Genomic DNA, 19026 nt, shown 5'->3' with positions numbered 1-19026 from the left:
TTTTATTGTGGTTTATCTGCCGTCCGCGTGTTCGTGCATGTTGTAGTCGCCGGTTTCGATCCAGGTGGTGTTGTGCACGATCTTGTCCATGATGGCGTCGGCGTGGGGTCCTCCGCCGAGTCTTTGGTGCCAGTCCTTCTGCGGGTATTGGGTGGCGAACAGGGTGCTGCCGGTGTCGTAACGGCGTTCCATGAGCTCGAACAGGAAGCCGAGGAACCTGTCGTCGGGCGGGTCGAACAGCCATTCGTCAAGCGCGAGGACCATGTAGCCGCTGTAGCGTTTGAGGAGCCTGGAGCGGCCTTGGGGCTCGTCGGCCGCCTGCCGCCATTCCTCCTCGAGGTCGGGGATGCGGATGTAGCGGGCGCGGTAGCGGTTTCGGCACGCCTGTCGGGCCAGCGCGCAGATGATCCAGCTTTTCCCGGATCCGCAGTAGCCCTGGCATACGATGTTGCGGTGTCGTGCGACCCATGAGCAGTCGGCGAAGGAGGCGACCAGCTCGCGGCTGATGCCACATTCGTCGAGCATGTCAAGGGTGCGCAGGTCGGCCTGCGGGTAGCGCAGGCGGGCGCGGCGGGCGAGCCCGTCGATGCGTTTGTCCACGAACGCCGTGTATGCCTCGTCCACGGCGAGTCTGACGCGCTGCTCCGTGTTCATCGCCATGCACGCGTCGTCGTCCTGATTCGCGAACGCGTCGAGCAGTTCGCCGCATCCCATGTCACGCAGCTGGCGGCGGGTCTGTTCGTCGAGTCTCATCGCGTCGCCTCCCTCGCGTAGTAGTCGGCCCCGCGCACGTAGCCAGCGGCCGGTTCGATGCCGATGTCCCTGACGTCCACGTTCTCGCCTTCCGCGACCTCATGGTCCTGACGGGTGTCGAGGATCGTCTTCAACTGCCGGTATCGGGGTGTGTTGATGACCCTGCGGGCCACATCGCACGCGTTCTCCAGCCGTTGCCGTCCGTAGCGGCGCGAGAGTCTCAGCACCGCCAGCGCGGGTTCGATGGCCTGGTCCGGCGTGCCTGCCGATTGGAAGATCCGGCTGATGACGATGACGGTGTTCGGTCCCACATCCACGGCCCATTGGATTGGCTACAATGTACTGGACGGTTGTTTGAGGGACGGAGCAACGAAGGAGTTAATCATCATGGCCGATCCGAGACATTTCCGTCATTACGAGGAGGAGTTCAAACGACAGATCGTGCAGTTGTACGAGAACGGCAAACCCGCGCGTGAAATCAAAACGGAGTACGACATCTCCCATTCCACCTTGCATCGTTGGGTGCAGGGCATCCGCAACAGCGGATCCACCAAGGCCGCCGACAACAGGACCCCCGAGCTGATCGAGTTGCACAGACGCAACCGTCAGCTGGAGATGGAGGTGGATGTTTTAAAACAAGCGGCGCTGATATTCGCACGAAAGTAGACGTGATACGGTCCAACGCCGGCCGTTACCCGGTATCAGCGCAGTGCAGGATTTTAGACGTCGCGAAGTCCACCTACTACTGGATGCTCGAACACCCCGAAGCCGAGCGGACCGACCCACATGAGGCGGACGTGGAACGAGTGTGGAGGGACAGCGGCGGGGGTGTACGGGGCCAGGAAGATCAAGGCCGCCCTCCGCCGCGAGCATATTGTCATGTCGCGTCGCCGCGTCAACCGGATCATGAAGGCCGGGGCATGACAAGCTCGTATTCGAAGGCCGCCTACAGGCCGCATCCGTCGAGGCCGAACGACGATCCGGCGCCGAACCTGCTGGCCCGGGAGTCCGACGGCTACCGGCCGCGCACCCATCTGGCCTCCGACCTGACCTACGTGAGGGTCGGCAATTCATGGGCGTACATCTGCCCGCTCATCGATTTGGCGAACCGCGAGATCGCCGGTCATTCGGTGGGTGTCAAGCACGACCCCGGCCTCGTGCTGGCCGCGTTCGCCACGCTGCGGTTCCCGTTGGATGAGATCGAGGTTCTGCACACCGACCGGGGCGGCGAGTTCACCGGCGGGAAGATCGAACGGATGCTCGACACGTTCGGCATCGCCAGATCCCTGTCCAGGCCCGGAACCCCTTACGACAACGCGGTGGTCGAATCCGCCAACAGGATCATCAAAAAAGAGCTCATCTACAAAAACACCTACACGAGCGTGGACCGACTGCGCTCGGACGTCAACCGGTACATGTGGTGGTACAACCACCAACGACTCCACTCGACCCTCGATTACATGAGTCCAGTGGAGTTCACCAAACAAGGAAAGACCCTCTAAAAAACAGTCCAACACACCGTTGCCAATCCAGGGTTGTAAACACCTCGTCGTCATCTCACCACAGAAGGAACATCAAGCAGAAAGGAGCCAACAATGAACACTCTGCTTATCATTGACATGCTGCCCACGTACGGGTTGCTATGCTATCTGCTGGTCGGCATCGGCGTCACACTGGCGTTCCGTGGGCTCGCACATGCGTGCGGAGATCGGCGGCGACTGCGCCTTACCGTCATCGCACTGCTGGTTGGTTCATTATCCGTAGCCCTGCTCGCCTACGTGACGTATGTCATCGCGATGCCGTAGCGCAACCCGACATGGTCGATTTCTACCGCACATACCGTCCCGTCGTACCGTTGTTCCTCACGGGACTGTTCTGCGTGTAGTTCGTGTTCGGCGTCACCGCCGTACACCGGAAGAAGCATCCGAATACGCCCTGCGCGCAGAGTTGACAGCAGCCTCGGTCAATTAGTGGCTCGCATTGTCCTTGCTGAGCTTGCCGTCGAACGCTTGGTTCACCAAGGTGTAGACGGCTTGCGTGACTCCGATGACGCCGGTGAGGACGATGCCCCACCCGTAGCCGTGGAAGCCGTTGGTGGCGGCGATGGCGATGACGCCGAGCGGATGCTCACGCCGAGGCTGGTCAGGCCCACGTAGTCGGCGGGTATGTGCTTCTTGAACGCTTGGATCAGTGCCGGGGCTATGAGCGCGACGATGCCTGCGGCGAGGGTTGTTGCTTCGGAAATATTCATGAGTGTTCCTTCCGGTAGGTGAATTGGAGAAAGCATTGCGTTGGGGCCATTGGTGGAGGTCAGTAGCGGAGTAGCTGACCGGGATAGATCAGGTTCGGGTTGGCGAGCCCGTTGAGCTGGGCGACGCGCTGCCAGCCGGACGCGCCGAAGATGCCGCTCAGCGTTTCCCCGCTTTTGACGACATGCACGCGCACTGTCGTCGCAGCGGATCCAGTGCTGGAGCTGGCGCCACGATAGGTGACGACGTTGCCCGGATAGATCAGGTTCACATTGCCGCTGGGAACACGCCACGCGGACAGGGGCCACAGGCCGGTGCGGGTTGCGATGCCGGACATGGTGTCGCCGCTACGCACGACGACGCTCACCGTTTTCATGGCTGGTGCCGGAGCGCTTGTGGTGGATCCGCCGAGACGCTGGTTGACGATCCGCATCACACGGTCGTAGTTCACGCCCAATGCGGCGCGTCGAGCGTCACCGTTGCCGTAGTCGCCGCGAATCACGGCAGTCGCCAGCGCCTCATAGTCCACGCTCGGTGTGGACGGTTGCGGAGCCGGAGATGGAGCGGAAGCGTTGCCGCTGGGGTTGGCATACTTGTTCCACTGTTCGCGCGTGCCGCGGAAATAGTTCAGGTCCAACGGGCCGTTGTACCCGTTGATCCAGCCGTTGCTGGTGTACTGGCGCATCGCTTCGCCGTACTTGCCGTAATTCCAAGGGCGGGACTGGTAGCCGGTCGCCGCGTTGGAGGCGTACTGGGCCACCCACAGGCCGCAACGGGAACGTACGTCCGCGGGGATCTGATACAGGTAGGCGGCACTCGTGTAGACGAGCGGCCACACGCCGGTTCGGTCGTGGACTCGGTTGACGAACACTCGAACCCAGTTGGAATTGCCCCATGCGGCGTTCTGGTAGCCCTCCCAGTCGAGCACGAGCACGGCCTTGCCGACGTAGGGTCGGACGGTGTTCACGAAATAGTCGGCCTCGGCCGTGGCGTTGCCGCCACCCGCGTAGTGATAGAAGCCCAGGCTCTTGCCCCGCTGTTGGACGCATCGGGTCTGAGAGGTCATGTAGCCGTTGGTGAAGCCGGTGCCCTGCGTGGCCTTGACGACGGCGAAATCGTAGTCAGCCGTGCAGGTGACTGTCGGAGACTGCCAGCCGGATACGTCGATGCCTCGCATGTCCGCGATCGCCAACGGTACGGCCAGACATGCGGCGAGCAGGATGCCGGATACCGCCATGAGTTGTTTCTTGAGTTTGGGCATGATTGCCCCTTCCCTCCAGAACAGGAAAGCCCCCGCGTCATTGCGAGGGCTTCCGTTTGGATCGTGGTTGTTTATGGGTAGATCCAGTCATCGGTTTCGAGCCGACGCCTGTAGTCGTCGTTCAGTTGTTCGTAGCGGGCATGACCCGCGCCGTTCCCGCCGCGTTCGACGTAGGCTCTGCCGGCATCGAGCTGGTGTTCGTGTTGCATACGGCTCATGGTCGGCAGGAACAGGCTTTGCCGGTAGATCTCCAGTTCCAATCGTCGGATGGTCGTGGATTCGGCTATAGCCTGCTCCATGTCCTTGCGGCTGTCAAGGCGGCTCAGCAACCATGTGACGAACGTGGTCGCGGCTCCACTGCCGATGACCGTGCAGACGATGAGAATCAGCGGATGCGTGGTGGTGAGATTCATGGCAGCCTACTTCGTGAATCGGAGGCCATAGAGATTGCCGTCCTTGATGGCGATGCCCGTATCGAGGGTGATGAACAGGGCCTTGGGGTTCACGCTGCTGACCTCCATAGTGCAGGTGAGACTGTGGAGCTTCTTGTCGGTGATGTCCACCACGTATAGGTGCTTATACGGCAGGATGCCGGTCGTATCGGCCGCACGGCGCAGATGGAACGAGAACTCGGTGAAGTTGCCGGCCATGCCCTTGTGATAGAGCACGCAGTTGAAGGGCTGTTGCAATGTATTGTCTTGCGCGCCGAAGAATGCGTCTTCGTCCGCATACAGGTAAGCGGATATGATCACGAATTGCACGGTGGTGCCATAGGTCTGTTCGATGCTCTGGGCTTCGTTCAGAGAGGCAAGGCTCATGATCTGGGACGCGGTGACGATGCCGTTCTGGTCCCAACTGGCCGGCTTGACCGATAGCGTGCCATCCGCGGCGACTGACAGCGGCTGCGTTTCGGAGGTGGCCGGGATCTTCACCCCTCCCAGCACGGTGGCCGTTGCGACGGGTAGATCGGTCAACCCACCGGGATCGCCTTTCTCGCCCCTATCGCCTTTCTCGCCCTGCTTGCCGCGCGGCAGACCGAGCGCGATGACGGTATCACCGTTTGCGTCGGTGCTGGTGTTCACGGTGGGGGTGGCGGTGTCGAGCGCGGTGGCGGTCACGCTGCTGATCTTGCTGCCGCGCGGGATGCCGAGATTGAGCTTGCGCTTCCATCCGGTGCCGGTCAATGCGCCCGTAGCCTTCTTGGAAGGCACGAGCGTCGTAACGGTGCCGATGTCAATACTCGCGGTATCGATCAGCTCCTGCGCCCGGTCGATGGTCTCATGCAGGTCCTTGAGCGGATCCGCGATCTCCGACGCCTTCGGATTCAGACGGGCCGACTCCACGATGACGGGGACGTTGCGGCTGGCGATCACGTGCCAATCGGCGTCCTCGATGTCGATGCCCACCACGGTGCGCTCGCCGGCTGTCTGCAATAGTGCGCGCGGTACCGGCGCGGTGAAGCTGACCTGATACACGCCGGTCGGGCTGTCCGTGCCGGCGGTCTTAGTCATATCCACGTACCCGCCGCCGCTGGTCGGGTCTGTGGGGTCTCGGTTCCATGTGAGCTTCGCGGATAGGCCGTTGAGGTCGTCCACGTCGTTGCCGCCGTCCGTGATGTTGAATTTGAGGATGCGCCCGTCCACGTCGCCGGCGTTGAGCCTGATCGGGGGCGTGTAGTCGTTGGCGAGGTCGAGCGTGGTCTCGATGGTTCTGTACTGCGCTATTTCATATCCGGCCATGCGGGTGTTCCTTACTCGGTTGGGGCCTGTTTGACGAACGCACCATCGGTGAACGTCCACGTTCCCGAGGCGTCGGTCAGGCTGATTGTGTCGTCCAGGGTGATGGCGAGATCTCCGTAGTGGAAGGTGACGCCGCCGGTCGATTGACGGATGACTTGGGCATGGTTGGCGGCGGTGACGGCCGCGGCGTTCCATGTCGCGGCTTTCCCCGTGACGGTCTGTGCGGCCGTGTCCCAGTCGTCTTGCTTGGATGCGAGGGTTTCCGCCGTCGTGGTCCATTCGTCTTTCTTCGCGTTCACGGTTTCCGCGGCGTCGTCCCATGAAGGTTGTTTGGAGTCCAGGGTTGAGACGGCATCGTTCCAGTCGGAGGCTTTGGTATCGAGGGTGTCTGCCGCGGTGTTCCAACGATTGCTGTTGTCCACGACGGTCTGGGCGACCTGATCCCATTTCGAGGCGTTCTGCGTGATCTGCTGGCTGCTGGTGTTCCATGCGGCCGCGTTCGCCACCACCCGGTCGAGACGCTGCTCGGCGCTGCGGCTGGAGGCGGTGAACCGTTCGATGATGTTGCCGATGGTGATGACCGACAAGGCGGGATCGAGCAGATCCTCTTCGAGTTGGAGTACGCGACCCGTCAGGCGCAGGTCTGGCGTGAAGGTGGTGTCCACGAGCAGCACGCGGTCGCCTAAAGCGACGCCGCTGGTGTTCATGCCGGCTCGGGCGAAGGTGAGCACGTCGGCCTCGTAGCTGACCGTAGGCGTGCTGCGCCGCTTCAGTTCGGCCTTGGTCTCGGCGAGCAGCTGGGCCTTGTCCTCGCAGTCGCCGTTCTCATAGATGCCTTCGGCCGGATGGATGCTGGTGGTGGTGACTTCGGTGAGGGTCACGTCGTCCACGTAGAAGATTCCGGTGGGGTTGAGGAATCGGATGCGGATAGCGGACGTGTTCTTGTTGACGGTGAACCGGCGGACCGACCATGCCCAGTTGGGCAAGCTGGGGATATTGTCCAAGGTGATGGTGGAGGTCGGGTACATCGTCACGTTCTGCGTGATGTTGATGTCAAGCGAACGATTGGCCGCCGCGCCGCATGTCCATACGCCTAGCTGGTATTCGCGGCCGCCCTTGACGTCGATGTAGTCGCTCCATGCCTCCTTGGCGCATGTGTTGGTGTCGGTGCCCATGCGCAGCATGATCTTGCCCTCGTGCGGGTTGACGGTGCCGTCCTTCTTCACGAGCGCGTCGAGGAACGCGCCGGTCGGGCTGAACAGCCATCCGTCGCCGTACTGCTTCTCGAAGCCGCCGCCCACGACGAGGTTCTTGCCCATGCTGCTTATGGCGGGGCCGGGCAATCCCCACAGTGCGGTGGCGTTCAGATCTTCCACATACGGTTTGCCGTTGTTGATGTCGCTGAAGTCGATGCGGCGTCCGTATCCGCCGGTTTCGTTGCCGTCGTCATCGGTGGTGGGCAGTCCTTTGCCATATCCATAGAGTCGGGTCTTGACGCCGGTGGCGTCCACGGTTCTCGTGATGCCCCTGAGGTCGTGCCCGTACTCGAAGCGGCGTGGGATGCCGCTGGCCTGGTCGCCTTGCGCCTTGACGAGGTTGATGGCCCGGTCGATGATGCGGGTGTGCGCCGAGTCCATGAGGTAACTGGCCGTAATCTCCAGCCCGAACGTGTCGGCGATGTCTTCCACGGCTTCCAACGCGCTGATGTGGTAGAAGCTCAGGTCCGCAGTGCCGTCGCCTTCCACGGTGCCGACCGTCCACCGCGTGCCTTCCAAAGCCTTTGACAGACATTGCACGGCGGTGGCGGAACGGTTGCGCTTGTCCTCGATGAACGTGTCATCGAGCTCGGCGATGCTGCCTTTGCATACGAGGCTGGTGATGACTCGGGATTCCTCGCGCCGATGCTCAGGCGAGACCACGATGGTCTCTTGAACGATGCCGCGCGGATCCTTGAACACCAGCCGGTCGCCCTTGCCGATGGCGCTTTCACCGATGGCGGTGACTTCGAGTGTACGGGTGCCATCCACGCCGGTCGTCCATGTGGCTGCGGTGATGCCAGTCAGGTCGGGTTTGGGTTCATCCCACCGGTCGAAGCACGCGAAACGCATGAGTGGTTTCCTTTCCGGTCATATGAGCCACCGAGGCGTGTAGGTGACGTACTGCGTGTACTTCCTCACGTTGGTCTTCGGGCTTACAGTGCCGCTGAAGGTGACGGGGCCGGGCGGCATGGTCGGATAGTCGTCGTCTATGGCGATGGCGCGCTCTTCTCCTTGCCACGTGACGCGATGGCGCTCGCAGTCGATAATCAGCGGATGAGGGGGATCCCACAGGCCGGCACCGGTGAGTGTGTTCGCCACATGTATGGTGTTCCCGTTCGCGGTGAACGTGTGCGTGGCGACTGCCGGCGTCACGTCATCGACTTTTTCGTCAATGAGCTGGTGGAACACAGGTGGCGCGGGGCGGTTACCGAGGATCCGCGCGTGTGTGGCTTTGCCATCCAATGCGAGGTTGATGCGCTGTTCTGTGCCGTAGGCGTAGGGTTCCGCGTCCAACGTGAGCGGGCAGATGCTCCATTGGACGGTTCCGGCGGCGTCGTATTGGTCTTCCCATTCGCCGACGTTCAGGCGTCCTCGGTATTCGCCGAGTGTGGTCAATCCTCCGACGCTCACGTTGCGGCCGTTGTCGCCTCCGATAAGGGCTTTGGCTTCCTCGATTTCCAAGGGGTCGCCGGTGGCTGCGATTCGGATGGTGATTTCACGGCGTTCGATTGCGGGATACCCATGCGGATCGTCCAAGGTCATATCCCAGCCACCGGAGTGGCCGGGAGCGGATTGGAACGAGGTGACGGGCTTTGCCTCATTTATGGTGATGCCGTCTGTCACGGTGAACACCGAGTAATCGGAGAGGTGCTTGCCGTCGATGGTCAGGTGGCTTTGGTCAAGCCGTAGGCCGCGGATGCGGTTCGTGTTCATGTTCAGTACCCGCGTGCCTTTCTGTTGCCGAGTGCTTTGTCGATTGCCGGGGCGAGTTGCCCCGCCATCACACCGTTGTCGAGCAATAGACGCATGGCGGGCATGGTCTGAAGCGCTTCGGCAACAGCTTGGATGATGTCGTCCTTGGTGAGCTGCGCCGATTTGTCCTCACGAGTGGATGGGGCGACTGCCTCATGCGTCAGCTCCATCGGGCCGGTTACGTTCGTCAACTGCATGGTGCCGTCGAAATCGAACGTCTTCCCATAGGCCGCCTTGTCGAACGCATCGAACGCGCTGCCGCTCAGATTGGTCGCCGCGTCGGTGACGGTTTTCGTGGATTCGATGATGCCGTTGGCTAGGCCACGGCCGACCATGACGCCCACGGTGTCGCGCATGAGCTTGGACGGGGATGCGATGCCGAAGAAGCTCTTGACTGCGCTCCACGCCGATTTCGCGAGTCCGACTATCGCGTCCTTGATGGCATTGCCGGCGTTCATCAGGCCGTTCTTGATGCCTTGGATGATGTTGCGGCCGAGTCCGCCCCAGTCCACGTTCGTCAGCCCGTCCCAGATGGCCTTGATGATCTGCGGCAGGGCCGCGACGAGCTGCGGGATGGCCTTGATGACGCCGACTACGAGCTTGACCAGCAGGGTCAGGCCGGTTTCGATGATGCGTGGCAGGTGCTTGCCGATGCCGTTGATGAACCCGCTGATGATCTGCGGCAGCGCGGCCACCAGCTGCGGTATCGCGTCGATGATGCCGGTGATGAACTTCAACAGCAGTTCCACGCCGGTCGTAAGGATCTGCGGGAGCATGGCGAGGATGCCGTCCACGAACCCGGTGATGATCTTCGGCAATGCCTCGATGAGCTTGGGCAGCGCGTTGAGGATGCCTTCGACGAACTTCGTCAGAAGGTTCAGGCCGGAGTTGATGATCTTCGGCAGGTTGTCGATGATGCCCTGCACCAAGGTGAGGATCATCTCCAGCGCGATCGGCAGCAACGTGGGCAGGGCGTTGGCGATGCCGTCCACCAGCGAGGTGAGGATGTCGGCGGCGACGGTCAGGATCTGCGGCAGGTTCTGGGTGATGCCCTGCAATACCGAGGTGAGCAGCGTCAGGCCGGATTGCATGAGTACCGGCAGCTGGGTCGTGACCCAGTTCTGGAACTCGGTGATGTAGCCGGGCAGTTTGACGGTCAGGAACTCGGTGACGTGCGTCTGCAACTGTCCGCCGAGGCTTTCGTTCAACGCGCCCAGGGCGACGACGAGCGCGCCGATGATGGCGGCGATGCCGAAGTATTTGAGGAAGTTGGCCGGGTTGAAGAAGTTCAGGAACATGTTCCCGATGCCGCTCAACCCTGACTGTATCGGGCCGGCCAGCGTGCTGCCGAAGCCCTGGAACGCGGTGCCGAACGCCGATGTGACCGGCGAGAGGAACCCGCCGACCTTGCCGGCGAGGGCTTGGAACGGTGCGGCGATCTTCGAGCCGATGCCGCCGATGCCCTGTTGCAGTGGCACGTAGATCCTGCTGTCGAACATGCCGACGAGGGTCGAGCCCACTCCGCTCAGGCCACTCTTGACCCGGTTGGACATGAGACCGAAGATGCCGCCGAAGTTCGCGTCCACGAGCCCCAGTGCGTTGCCCCACCGGGTGCCGAGGTCGGAGAAGATTCCGCCCGCGCCGCTTACGACGCCTTTGATGGTATCCATGTTGCCGGTGACTGCGGAAACGAGGTTTCCGGCTCCGTCTCCGGCTGCGGTGAACACGTCGAGGATCTGGGGGCCGTATTGGCCTATCGCGGTGAATCCGGCGAAAGCGCCGACGAGCAGCCCCACCTGTTTGGCGATGTCCTGAATGCTGATCGAGCCGTCTTCCATGCCGTCTGCGAACCGCTGGATCCACGGGGTGACTGTCTTGACGGCGTTGGAGAGGCGGGAGCCGAGTTCGTCGGCCAATGGTTGCAGGGCGGTGTTTACCTTGTCGATGGCCGGGGTAAGCACGTTGAATGTGTCACGCAGAGCGTTCAACGCCGGGGTCGCGGCCTTCTGCCCGAGTCGGCTCAATGCGGCCTTGACGTTGGACAGGGCTCCGCTGAAGGTCTCGCCGGCCGCCAGCGCGGCACCGCCGAGGTACTTGTCCATCGCGGTGGCGAACGTCTGGAAATCGACCTCGCCCTCCGACACCATGCCGGAAACGTCCTGCGTGGAGACGCCCAGCTGGTCCGAGAGCGCCTGCAGGACGGGCACGCCGCGCGAGGTGAGCTGGAGCATATCGTCGCCCTGCAGCTTGCCGCGGGCCATGACAGACGTGAAGATCGCGCCCGCGTCGGAGAAGCCCATGCCGGCGATCTGCGCGGTGTCGCCCACGGTCTTGAGGACCTTGGTGAGCTGTTCGCCCGGCTTGATGCCTGAGGCGACCGCGCTGGCGGCGACGGTGGCGGCTTCGTCCAATCCGAACGCGGTGCCCTTGACGGCGGCGTTCGCGTTCGACATGATCTCGGTGATCTCTTGAGCGCTATGCCCCAAGCCTTTGAGCTTGGCTTGGGCGTTCTCGATGTTCAGAGCACGGGAGAAGCCGCCCTTCGCGGCGAGCGCCGTGATGCCGCCGCCGATGGTGGTGATGGCTCCCAAGCCGATCTTGCCGATCTTGCCGAATCCGGTCACGGCGCTCTTTGTGACGCCGGTGAACATGTTCGCCAGACTGGTGCCACCGGATTTCGCACCGACGGTCAGCCCGTCGCCGAGCTGGGAACCGAGTTTGGTCCCGGCGCCGGCGGCATCCACGCCTCTGAGTTCTTTGCTGAAGGTCGAGCTGAGATCCTTGAAACGGGGAACAATGTCAACCCATGCGGTAGCGAGTGATGCCATCGGCGCCTCTTTTCAGTTATGTGTTGACCGCGATGCGGGGCCTGTTCAGGTAGTCGCGTAGCGAACGCTTGTCCATGCCGACGAGATCGCTCTTGTCCACCACGTCACGACGGTTCGGATCGTGTGCTGACGTGCCCGGAGGTTGCACGGGTTTCGGTTTCCTGCGCCCTTTCTGCCCGTCCTTGGTCTTGGTCCACACGAGCCATCTGAGGCTGTATTCGATGCTGCGCATCCAGAAGTCGATTGGCTTCCATGCCATGCGCTTGTCCAAGGTTCTGGCGAGTGGGGATCCGGCTTCGCAGTTGACGGCGATGAGGTAGATGTCGTTCCATGACAGAAGCGGGCATCCCAGCCATCTGAGCCGGACGCCCGCCTTCAGCAGTTCGTATTCGAGTTCATCCCTGTGGTTGTCGATGAGCCACAGGACCGCGGCTAGTCTTTTGGGTTCTTGACCCACGCTTCGATGAAGTCGTTCAACTGCTGCGGATGCAGCTTGTCGAGTTCCTTCCTTGCCTCTTCGGGGAACAGTTCGTAGAACGCTTCGATGTCGCCCGCGGTGATGCGCCGCAGATCGCCCAGCGTCAGGCCGTCGGATGATTTGACCTTGTATCGGTTCTTGGACCCGGGGAACTGGACTTCGATGGTTTCGCTGCCGGTCGGCTGATAGTCGTTGATGATGATTGCCATTGTCGTGTCCTTAACTATTTGTCGTCGTGTCCGTGGAGAAGGGGGCGCCCATGCCGGTGGACACGACGGATGCCGGTATGGGCGGAATATCGGGATTGGTTACTTCACAGTCTTGGCGACGCTTTTGGCTGCGCGGGACGTGGCCTTCGCTGCTTTGACGGTGGCCTTGACCGCTGTCTCCTGAACCTTCGCCAGAGATGGCACGGTAGCGTCGGTGAACACCGCGGGTTCGTCGCTCTGCGTGGTCGGTTCGTCTGCGTCTGTGGCGACGTAGGCGATGTACTCATAGGCGGTGTTGCCGTCGGTATCGGGCAGCGCGTTGATGGTCGGCGTGTAGGTGATCGGGTCGCCATCCGTGTATTCCACGTCATCAAGTTCGCCCATCTTGCCTTGTGGCACGACGATGCGCTTGACGCGGTTGTTCGTCATGGCGAACTCGAACACGAGCAGCAGCAACGGACCGGCCTTGCCGTTGTGCTTGACCGTGATGACCTTCTTCGCGCCTTCGCCGGTGACGGTCACGTTGTCGGGGCCGTAGACGAGTGCCAGCGTGTCCTCGGTGGTCTCGATCATGCCGAACTGGAAGTTTTCGGCGCGGGACGTGACCACGCTCAGCACGCGGTCGCCGCCGAAGGCGTTGATGTCGCTCGTGTCGCTGTCGATGGTGTTGGTGACTCCATCCTCGCTCAGATAACCGCCGTCGCGGAGCTTCGCATCGAGCGCCGTGGTCGCGTCCGTCGGCACGGTTGCCTGACCCGCTACGGCCCACCACATGCCGCCCGCGTAGCGTCCGCCTTCGCCATGAGGTTTGCCGACGGAGACGTTCTGGGAATCGGGAATGCCCATGATTGTTCCTTCCTTGCCGCTATCCGGCGGCTTCGTACTTATGCACCGTCAGATCGACGGTGATCTGATACCTTGGCGTCGATTCGTCCAAGGGGAAATTGATCGTGCTCTGCACATCGATACGGGCGACGTTCGGCATCGCCCAGGCACGTTCAAGCACGCTCTTGGTCAGGTCGGCGAGTTGCGCCGCCTTGACGCGGGATCCGGCCCAGCATTGGACGGCGAGCGTCGGCGTATCGATGAATCGTGTTTCCGCGCCTCCCACCCGCTCGATGGTGATGAATCGTTCGGGACGCCGTTCGGGCGCGTCCAACGACACCGGGCATCCTTCGAGCTCGGGTTGCCGGGATAGCCATTGGACGAGTTGCGTTTCGATGTTCTGCATCAGCCACCGCCTTGCAGCGCCTTCAGCAGCGTGTTGTGTTTGGCGTTCGACCGTTTGGTATGCAGATCCGTCGTCTTCACCATGCCGTGCGCGCGCGGCTTCGAGCCGCCGCCTACGATCGCGTCGCCGACGTAGCCCTTGGCGTTGTGCATGCCGTTGGCGATCGAGGCCACGTGCTTGGCCTGCTTGTCGATCTCGCCCAGCACACCGGAGGAAGTCAGCACTTCAGTCATTCCCGCGCGATGCGTTTGTATCCTGATTCTCGTCATGCTTATCCGTCGCTTCGGGTCACGGGAACGGTCATGTTCCAGTCGGTCGGGGTCATGCCGCCATCAACGGGGAACGGGTCGCCGACCACCCGGTACTTGCGCCCTTTCACGATGACGGACTGGCCCCGCAGCGGGACGCCTGTGTAGCTGCGGGGAAAATACAGGTCGGCGTCGATCTGGATTCCGTCCGGCCTGTTGGAGTCGGCGGCGTTTTCCCCGTTCGGGGATCCGACGAGCACGTTCGCCACCGTCTCCTGTTCCGTCTCATAGACGGGGTTGTTGCCTTCGTCCACGCCGACTTGCACCCGACGTACGACGATGATGGTTTCGCCTCTCACGCGCCACCTCCAATAGGCTGAATCGGCTTGGAAACAGTCATCTGCGGGGCGTTCTCGCCCGCCATATCCAAGTGGTAGGCGCGTTGCACGCCGACGCCCAGACGGGCTTTCTCGGCCCTTGTCAGATAGAGGTCGCCCATCGGGTTCGAGTAGGTGAACGATTCGCTGAAGCTGCCTGCGGTCTGCTGCGTATTGGTCACGCCCAGATGGTCGTCGTCCACGAGCATCTTGCGGATGACCATCGCGCAGACGATGGCCTTGAGCGTTCTCTCGGATGCCTGAGACCATCGGGGACAGGTGTCCATGATGATCTGCGTGGCGTCCTCCAGTAGCGTGGCCGCGGTCTCCCGTTCCGGTGTGGTGAGGGTATGCCAGCGTTTCTCGATGTCCTCGTAGGTGGCGAACGCTTTGAAATCGTCAGTCATACCCGTCACCTCACTTGGCGATGAGACCCCACGTGCGCATCGCGGCGAACGCCTTGTTTACCGCGGTGACGATGGCCGCCGCGTCGGCGTCGGCGGCGAGGTCCGCGATGGCGGCGGCCGTTGCGGGTTTGCCGGATACGTCGGCCCATTTGGAGGGGAAGGATGTCGGCTTGCCTGAGAGATTCGTCCAGTCGTATCCGTAGGAGGGGAACTTGGTGGGTTTGCCGGACACGTCGTCCCATGTGGTCGGGAAGGACGCCGGCTTGCCGGTCACGTTCGACCATGCGATCGATTCGACGGATCCGGTGAACGGAGTGCCGTCGGGATTCACCAGACGCACAGGCTCGGCGAGCACGGGCGCCCCGTTCTCGCTGGTCTGCACTACGAGCGTCTTGACTGGGGTCACAGGCATCACTTGACCGCCTTCACGCTCTTTGTGCCGGCAACCGGGCTTTCAGCCTTGAGCACGGCGATGGCGGTCGGGTCGATGATCGCGTAGGAGAACACGGCCTCGCTGCGGTAGGCGATCTGATTGCTGCCGGCCAGGTCCACTCCGGTGTTGTCCGGGTCGCCGTACGGGATGACCTCGGCGGTGATCGGTCGCACGAGTCGCCAGCGGATCGTGCTGAAGTCTCCCATGAACGCGAGCACTCCGGTGGATCCGTTGACGTACTGTCCTTCCACGGTGGTGCTGGTGCTCGCGCGGATGCCGTCGAGGATGCCGGTGTTCAGGCTGAGCGGGATCTCCGGGAACAGTCGGCCACCGGTGGCGGAGACGCGCAGCTTGCGCAGTTCGTTCGCCAGAGTACGGGACAGCGCCACACCGGTGATGTTCACGCGCAACAGCTGGTCGGTCAGAAGGTCGAGATTGGCGAGATGATCCTTGCCGCCCTTGACCTGCGTGGCGACCTTCGCCAATGCCTCGTAGCCGGTCATCTCTTCGCCGGAGGCCGGGTTCACGGCATGATAGACGACGTAATCAAGGGCTTCGCCCAGAGCCGCCGCCTGATCGGCCTGAATGGCGTCGAGGATCTGAAGCTGGTCGTCCTCGTCCGCCCACTGGAGCTGCTTGCTCACGCGCGTGGTGCACTGGACGGTGAACCTCTTGCCTTCCTTCGGGGTGATGGGCTGCTCGTAGCCGCCCTTCTTCGCGCCTTCGGCCACGACTTCGGCACGGGCCTTGCCGTTGAACACGTTGTACTTGTCATCGAGGAAGCCGAGCCTGTCGGCGGGACTGAGGGTCGCGATGGTGCTGGTGTCGTGCGCCTTGTCCACGACGGCGAGGGACACGTCGGTGGGCAGGACCACCTGATTGGTCTGCAATGCTGCCATATTGAATATGCCTTCCTATGAGTCAGTTGGTGCCGAACAGCTGCCTGAGCAGCAGCGAGTTCGGGTTGTCTTTGCCGGTCTTCGTTTTCGGAGTGCCGGATGGGTTGGGGACGTTCGGAGCCGTGGGCTTGCTCACCGTGGACAGGTAGGTCTTCAATGCTTCGGCATGTGCGTTGATCTCCTCCTCGGTGGCGCCTCGGATCAGATCGACGGGGACACCGGTCACCTTGGCCGCTGCGGTCTTCCAATCAAGCCTTTCCTGAGCCGTCTTCATGTCGGCGAGTGCCTTTTCGGCGGCTTCCGCACGCTTGGTCAGCTTCTCCGTTTCGGAGAGCTTCGCGTCTTCCATTGCCTTGAGCCTGTCGGCCGCGTCGCTGTTGGCTTTGGCCCGGTTCTCCCACTCGCGGGAGTGCTTCATCGCGTCATGGTATTTGGCTTCCCAATCGACGTGTTCGCCTGCATCGTTCGTTCCGGGATCCGCCGGTGGCTCGCCCCCTCCGGCCGTAGGCGCGTCGATCATGCGGATGCGTTTGGGGTACCGTGCCTGCCACGGTTTGAACATGGTTCCATCTCCAATCAGCCCGTTCCGGGCATCGGTAAAGCCCCTGTTACAGGGGCTGCGGTCTTAGTGAACGTCGCCGTCGGCTCCCTTGAAGAAGTCGGGGTGCTGCCGTCGCATCACTGCGGCGAGACTGTTCAGGTTGTTCGGGTCTCCGGGCGCATATGTGTGCGTGCGGCGTTTCCCGTTCTTCTGGGTGATGGTCACGGTGTACGGGGAAACGTTGTTGGCCGCTTCCAGCAGTCGTGAATCCGCGTGAGGGTTCTCCAGCGCGTCGCGGGCGTCGCGGTACATCTGCTCGTATCGGTCGGGGTCGTAGCCTTCGATGGCGTTCCCGCCCTTGTTCCATTCGGGCACGATCTCGCAGTCGCAGTCGTCGTGGAAGTCGTGGTCCGCGCCGGCGGTTTCGGCGCTGCGGTAGATGTAGCCGCGGCCGGCGAGCATGAGGCAGAACGGGCACGTCTTGACACCGGATGGAACGCGCGCATAGCCGGGATGACGCGGGTCCCGTTGCGCGTTGCGCTGGACGGTCAGCCGGCCGGGATTCTTCACGTTGCGGTCGAGGAATTTGTTCGCCCATCTCAGGAACTCGGCCGGATCCGCCATCGTGCCGTCGGGCTTGTCGAACAGTAGCCCGGCTTTCGCGCGGATGATCTCACGCGCCGTCTTGTCGTCGAACTCGTTGACCGGCTGCGCCTCGAAATCGCCGTCGAACCATCTGCGCCAGAGCGTGTCATACCATTCCGCCGCCGCCACGGATCCGATGTCGCCGTACTTGCGACACAGGGCGGGCAGCATGTCCAGCAGAACGTCACGCTGCCGTGCGGGCGGCAGTCCTTCCAGTTCCATCCACAGTCGTCCCAGTTCCCGTTGCGCCAGCTTCACCGTCTGGCTCTGGGCCTTGCCCAGACGGGCTACGTCCGTTCGTGTCACCGTCGCCACCGGCACCTCCATTCACCAGCATGTCGAGCACACTACGGGCTTGGGATTGCGTGGCCTCGTTTTTCAGCGAGACAATTTCGTCATTGGTCAGGCCGAGACGTCGCAAGCCAACAGTGCTGTTCGCATAGGTTTCGTTCACGCCGGAGATCTTCACGTAGGCGTCGGCTCGTGCCGCGTCGGAGATCTCGCGGGTCGGCATCCACACCGGCTTGATGTCCTTGAGATCATCTGGCGGCGCGGTCAGTCCGTCACGGAGACAGATGGTCATGCGCAGCAGCTTCTGTAACTGCGAGCCAAACAGGCGGTTCTGCCGGTCGGCTTCACGGGTGAGCTTGCGCTCGGCAGCGGCCATAGCCTCGGCGGAGGTCGGATTGTCCAACGTGATGCCCAGATTGTCGGCCGGAAGGTTCGTCTCCGACGCGACGACAAGTGCGATGGTCTTCAGCATGTCGGAGTGGGGTTGCATGGATGCCTGACTGATCTGATGCAGTTCGGGATTGCGCCCGTCGATGTCGCCATCGATCGCGTTGATGGCAGACACCAGCGACGACCACGTGTCCTGATTGAACGCATCCTCCGGCGCCCCGAGGAACCACAGTTTCGGCACGCTGTAGAACTCGGCGCTCGCCTCCATGCGTACCAACGTCCTGAATCCCATATCGGTCAGAGACATCAACGGTCTTGTGATCCGGGCGCGCCCAAGCGGGCGGGATAGCTGCGGATCGCTGATGAATGGGATGGCGGTCGGCTCGGGCCAGTTCGTGATGATGCGTTCGGCCTCCCAGCCGCCTCGGCTGCTGCGGGCCACCGCATACACCTTGTTCGGCAGGAACACGTTGAACGCGGTGATGCGTCCCTTGCTGGTCGCGTCGTTGATGGTCAGTACCGCCGCAAGCCGGTTATGCCTCCCGTCCCAGATGGCGGCGCTGTATTCGGCGCTGCGCGGCGTGATGATGATTCCCTCGTCATCCTTCGTGATGGTCAGGAACGCGCAGCCGTGCATGTACGCGGAGACGATGGCCTGCGGAATCGCCAGCTCCAATGCGGTGCTGTCGGTCAGGTCGGCGACACCATACGGGTCGAAACCGTCAATGGTCCAACCGTCGAACACGCTCAGATCGGCGAGCGCCCTGACCGCCTTGGACGGCCAGCCGATGCACGCGCTCACGTTCGCCTTGATGCGGTCTGGAATCGAGATGCCGAAGTCCTTGAACCCGTAGTGGGCGAAATAGTAGCCGCTGCGGATCAGGTTGTACGGGTATCGGTCGCGCCACACCTTGCATAGTGCGCGGATGACCGGCATGTCCTCTGGATCCACGCCGGGGATGTTCGTCGCGCCGAGACTGTTCACGTCCAACGGACGTTTGACCGCCGCGCTCCAAATACCTTCGTCTGCCAATTG

Annotated in this window: 25 protein-coding genes; 4 read left to right on the top strand and 21 right to left on the bottom strand. The window is 62.3% G+C overall.

Going from position 1 to position 19026, the window contains the following annotated elements; genetic code table 11:
• Positions 1–12 precede the first annotated feature (12 nt).
• A complete protein-coding gene (locus tag JS533_RS05305; protein ID WP_241513451.1) occupies positions 13–753 on the bottom strand; it encodes an ATP-binding protein in 741 nt (246 codons plus the stop codon).
• On the bottom strand, positions 750–1064 hold the full coding sequence (locus tag JS533_RS05300; protein WP_241513450.1) for a hypothetical protein: 315 nt from the start codon (positions 1062–1064) through the stop codon (positions 750–752). Before JS533_RS05300 ends, JS533_RS05305 begins: the two co-directional genes overlap by 4 nt.
• 76 nt (positions 1065–1140) lie before the next feature.
• Between JS533_RS05300 and JS533_RS05295 the strand changes: the two genes are divergently transcribed.
• The 4 genes from JS533_RS05295 (at position 1141) to JS533_RS05280 (ending at position 2558) form a co-directional block, all read left to right on the top strand.
• On the top strand, positions 1141–1419 hold the full coding sequence (locus tag JS533_RS05295; RefSeq protein ID WP_241513449.1) for a transposase: 279 nt from the start codon (positions 1141–1143) through the stop codon (positions 1417–1419).
• A 120-nt stretch (positions 1420–1539) separates the two neighbouring features.
• Positions 1540–1677, top strand: a complete 138-nt coding sequence (locus tag JS533_RS05290) for an IS3 family transposase (RefSeq protein WP_241513448.1) — start codon at positions 1540–1542, stop codon at positions 1675–1677.
• Positions 1674–2255: an IS3 family transposase gene (locus JS533_RS05285; RefSeq protein ID WP_241513447.1), complete on the top strand. Its 582-nt coding sequence runs from the start codon at positions 1674–1676 to the stop codon at positions 2253–2255. Before JS533_RS05290 ends, JS533_RS05285 begins: the two co-directional genes overlap by 4 nt.
• 93 nt (positions 2256–2348) lie before the next feature.
• On the top strand, positions 2349–2558 hold the full coding sequence (locus JS533_RS05280) for a hypothetical protein (protein ID WP_241513446.1): 210 nt from the start codon (positions 2349–2351) through the stop codon (positions 2556–2558).
• Positions 2559–2767: 209 nt separating this feature from the next.
• Here the strand turns inward: JS533_RS05280 and JS533_RS05275 are convergent, their stop codons facing one another.
• The 19 genes from JS533_RS05275 to JS533_RS05185 all read right to left on the bottom strand — a co-directional run bounded on the left by JS533_RS05275 (position 2768) and on the right by JS533_RS05185 (position 19023).
• A complete protein-coding gene (locus tag JS533_RS05275) occupies positions 2768–3004 on the bottom strand; it encodes a hypothetical protein (protein WP_420838625.1) in 237 nt (78 codons plus the stop codon).
• Between the two features lie 59 nt (positions 3005–3063).
• Positions 3064–4263 (bottom strand): GH25 family lysozyme, encoded by a 1200-nt coding sequence (locus JS533_RS05270; RefSeq protein WP_241513445.1) that lies wholly within the window; start codon positions 4261–4263, stop codon positions 3064–3066.
• Between the two features lie 71 nt (positions 4264–4334).
• A complete protein-coding gene (locus tag JS533_RS05265) occupies positions 4335–4676 on the bottom strand; it encodes a hypothetical protein (protein WP_241513444.1) in 342 nt (113 codons plus the stop codon).
• A 6-nt stretch (positions 4677–4682) separates the two neighbouring features.
• Positions 4683–6002: a hypothetical protein gene (locus tag JS533_RS05260; protein ID WP_241513443.1), complete on the bottom strand. Its 1320-nt coding sequence runs from the start codon at positions 6000–6002 to the stop codon at positions 4683–4685.
• 11 nt (positions 6003–6013) lie between these two features.
• Entirely contained in the window at positions 6014–8110 is a 2097-nt protein-coding gene (locus JS533_RS05255; protein WP_241513442.1) for a phage tail spike protein, read from the bottom strand.
• Positions 8111–8128: 18 nt separating this feature from the next.
• Positions 8129–8974: a hypothetical protein gene (locus tag JS533_RS05250; protein WP_241513441.1), complete on the bottom strand. Its 846-nt coding sequence runs from the start codon at positions 8972–8974 to the stop codon at positions 8129–8131.
• A 2-nt stretch (positions 8975–8976) separates the two neighbouring features.
• Positions 8977–11841 (bottom strand): phage tail protein, encoded by a 2865-nt coding sequence (locus JS533_RS05245; RefSeq protein ID WP_241513440.1) that lies wholly within the window; start codon positions 11839–11841, stop codon positions 8977–8979.
• 16 nt (positions 11842–11857) lie between these two features.
• Positions 11858–12298 (bottom strand): DUF5361 domain-containing protein, encoded by a 441-nt coding sequence (locus JS533_RS13785; protein WP_241513439.1) that lies wholly within the window; start codon positions 12296–12298, stop codon positions 11858–11860.
• Positions 12274–12528 carry a hypothetical protein gene (locus JS533_RS05235; RefSeq protein WP_241513438.1) on the bottom strand — a complete coding sequence of 85 codons (255 nt, stop codon included), beginning with the start codon at positions 12526–12528 and terminating at the stop codon, positions 12274–12276. The genes JS533_RS13785 and JS533_RS05235 overlap by 25 nt, the downstream gene beginning before the upstream one ends.
• A gap of 99 nt (positions 12529–12627) precedes the next feature.
• Positions 12628–13374 (bottom strand): phage tail tube protein, encoded by a 747-nt coding sequence (locus JS533_RS05230; RefSeq protein WP_241513437.1) that lies wholly within the window; start codon positions 13372–13374, stop codon positions 12628–12630.
• A gap of 19 nt (positions 13375–13393) precedes the next feature.
• Complete coding sequence (locus JS533_RS05225; RefSeq protein WP_241513436.1) at positions 13394–13759, bottom strand: hypothetical protein; 366 nt, start codon at positions 13757–13759, stop codon at positions 13394–13396.
• Positions 13759–13992 carry a hypothetical protein gene (locus tag JS533_RS05220; RefSeq protein ID WP_241513435.1) on the bottom strand — a complete coding sequence of 78 codons (234 nt, stop codon included), beginning with the start codon at positions 13990–13992 and terminating at the stop codon, positions 13759–13761. Before JS533_RS05220 ends, JS533_RS05225 begins: the two co-directional genes overlap by 1 nt.
• Positions 13993–14030: 38 nt before the next feature.
• A complete protein-coding gene (locus JS533_RS05215; protein ID WP_241513434.1) occupies positions 14031–14366 on the bottom strand; it encodes a hypothetical protein in 336 nt (111 codons plus the stop codon).
• A complete protein-coding gene (locus JS533_RS05210; RefSeq protein WP_241513433.1) occupies positions 14363–14791 on the bottom strand; it encodes a Gp19/Gp15/Gp42 family protein in 429 nt (142 codons plus the stop codon). Before JS533_RS05210 ends, JS533_RS05215 begins: the two co-directional genes overlap by 4 nt.
• Before the next feature lie 10 nt (positions 14792–14801).
• Positions 14802–15203, bottom strand: a complete 402-nt coding sequence (locus JS533_RS05205) for a hypothetical protein (protein WP_241513432.1) — start codon at positions 15201–15203, stop codon at positions 14802–14804.
• Positions 15203–16123, bottom strand: a complete 921-nt coding sequence (locus JS533_RS05200) for a phage major capsid family protein (RefSeq protein ID WP_241513431.1) — start codon at positions 16121–16123, stop codon at positions 15203–15205. Before JS533_RS05200 ends, JS533_RS05205 begins: the two co-directional genes overlap by 1 nt.
• A 22-nt stretch (positions 16124–16145) precedes the next feature.
• Complete coding sequence (locus JS533_RS05195) at positions 16146–16685, bottom strand: helicase (protein WP_241513430.1); 540 nt, start codon at positions 16683–16685, stop codon at positions 16146–16148.
• Between the two features lie 63 nt (positions 16686–16748).
• Entirely contained in the window at positions 16749–17567 is an 819-nt protein-coding gene (locus tag JS533_RS05190) for a VG15 protein (protein WP_476727086.1), read from the bottom strand.
• Complete coding sequence (locus JS533_RS05185) at positions 17494–19023, bottom strand: phage portal protein (protein WP_241513428.1); 1530 nt, start codon at positions 19021–19023, stop codon at positions 17494–17496. The genes JS533_RS05190 and JS533_RS05185 overlap by 74 nt, the downstream gene beginning before the upstream one ends.
• Positions 19024–19026: the final 3 nt, after the last annotated feature.

Source organism: Bifidobacterium amazonense (assembly GCF_018555435.2).
Classification (GTDB): Bacteria; Actinomycetota; Actinomycetes; order Actinomycetales; family Bifidobacteriaceae; genus Bifidobacterium; species Bifidobacterium amazonense.
Note: the sequence above shows the minus strand (reverse complement) of the source record. Positions and strands in the feature narration are given on the sequence as shown.

Bases quoted from the DNA above. Each gene is read 5' to 3' on its own strand.
- JS533_RS05285 (WP_241513447.1), top strand. From the start codon at position 1,674: ATGACAAGCTCGTATTCGAAGGCCGCCTACAGGCCGCATCCGTCGAGG.
- JS533_RS05205 (WP_241513432.1), bottom strand. From the start codon at position 15,203: ATGCCTGTGACCCCAGTCAAGACGCTCGTAGTGCAGACCAGCGAGAAC.
- JS533_RS05295 (WP_241513449.1), top strand. From the start codon at position 1,141: ATGGCCGATCCGAGACATTTCCGTCATTACGAGGAGGAGTTCAAACGA.
- JS533_RS05270 (WP_241513445.1), bottom strand. From the start codon at position 4,263: ATGCCCAAACTCAAGAAACAACTCATGGCGGTATCCGGCATCCTGCTC.
- JS533_RS05280 (WP_241513446.1), top strand. From the start codon at position 2,349: ATGAACACTCTGCTTATCATTGACATGCTGCCCACGTACGGGTTGCTA.
- JS533_RS05245 (WP_241513440.1), bottom strand. From the start codon at position 11,841: ATGGCATCACTCGCTACCGCATGGGTTGACATTGTTCCCCGTTTCAAG.
- JS533_RS05250 (WP_241513441.1), bottom strand. From the start codon at position 8,974: ATGAACACGAACCGCATCCGCGGCCTACGGCTTGACCAAAGCCACCTG.
- JS533_RS05265 (WP_241513444.1), bottom strand. From the start codon at position 4,676: ATGAATCTCACCACCACGCATCCGCTGATTCTCATCGTCTGCACGGTC.
- JS533_RS05255 (WP_241513442.1), bottom strand. From the start codon at position 8,110: ATGCGTTTCGCGTGCTTCGACCGGTGGGATGAACCCAAACCCGACCTG.
- JS533_RS05195 (WP_241513430.1), bottom strand. From the start codon at position 16,685: ATGTTCAAACCGTGGCAGGCACGGTACCCCAAACGCATCCGCATGATC.
- JS533_RS05275 (WP_420838625.1), bottom strand. From the start codon at position 3,004: ATGAATATTTCCGAAGCAACAACCCTCGCCGCAGGCATCGTCGCGCTC.
- JS533_RS05290 (WP_241513448.1), top strand. From the start codon at position 1,540: ATGAGGCGGACGTGGAACGAGTGTGGAGGGACAGCGGCGGGGGTGTAC.
- JS533_RS05225 (WP_241513436.1), bottom strand. From the start codon at position 13,759: ATGCAGAACATCGAAACGCAACTCGTCCAATGGCTATCCCGGCAACCC.
- JS533_RS05210 (WP_241513433.1), bottom strand. From the start codon at position 14,791: ATGACTGACGATTTCAAAGCGTTCGCCACCTACGAGGACATCGAGAAA.
- JS533_RS05260 (WP_241513443.1), bottom strand. From the start codon at position 6,002: ATGGCCGGATATGAAATAGCGCAGTACAGAACCATCGAGACCACGCTC.
- JS533_RS05200 (WP_241513431.1), bottom strand. From the start codon at position 16,123: ATGGCAGCATTGCAGACCAATCAGGTGGTCCTGCCCACCGACGTGTCC.
- JS533_RS05305 (WP_241513451.1), bottom strand. From the start codon at position 753: ATGAGACTCGACGAACAGACCCGCCGCCAGCTGCGTGACATGGGATGC.
- JS533_RS05220 (WP_241513435.1), bottom strand. From the start codon at position 13,992: ATGACTGAAGTGCTGACTTCCTCCGGTGTGCTGGGCGAGATCGACAAG.
- JS533_RS05230 (WP_241513437.1), bottom strand. From the start codon at position 13,374: ATGGGCATTCCCGATTCCCAGAACGTCTCCGTCGGCAAACCTCATGGC.
- JS533_RS05235 (WP_241513438.1), bottom strand. From the start codon at position 12,528: ATGGCAATCATCATCAACGACTATCAGCCGACCGGCAGCGAAACCATC.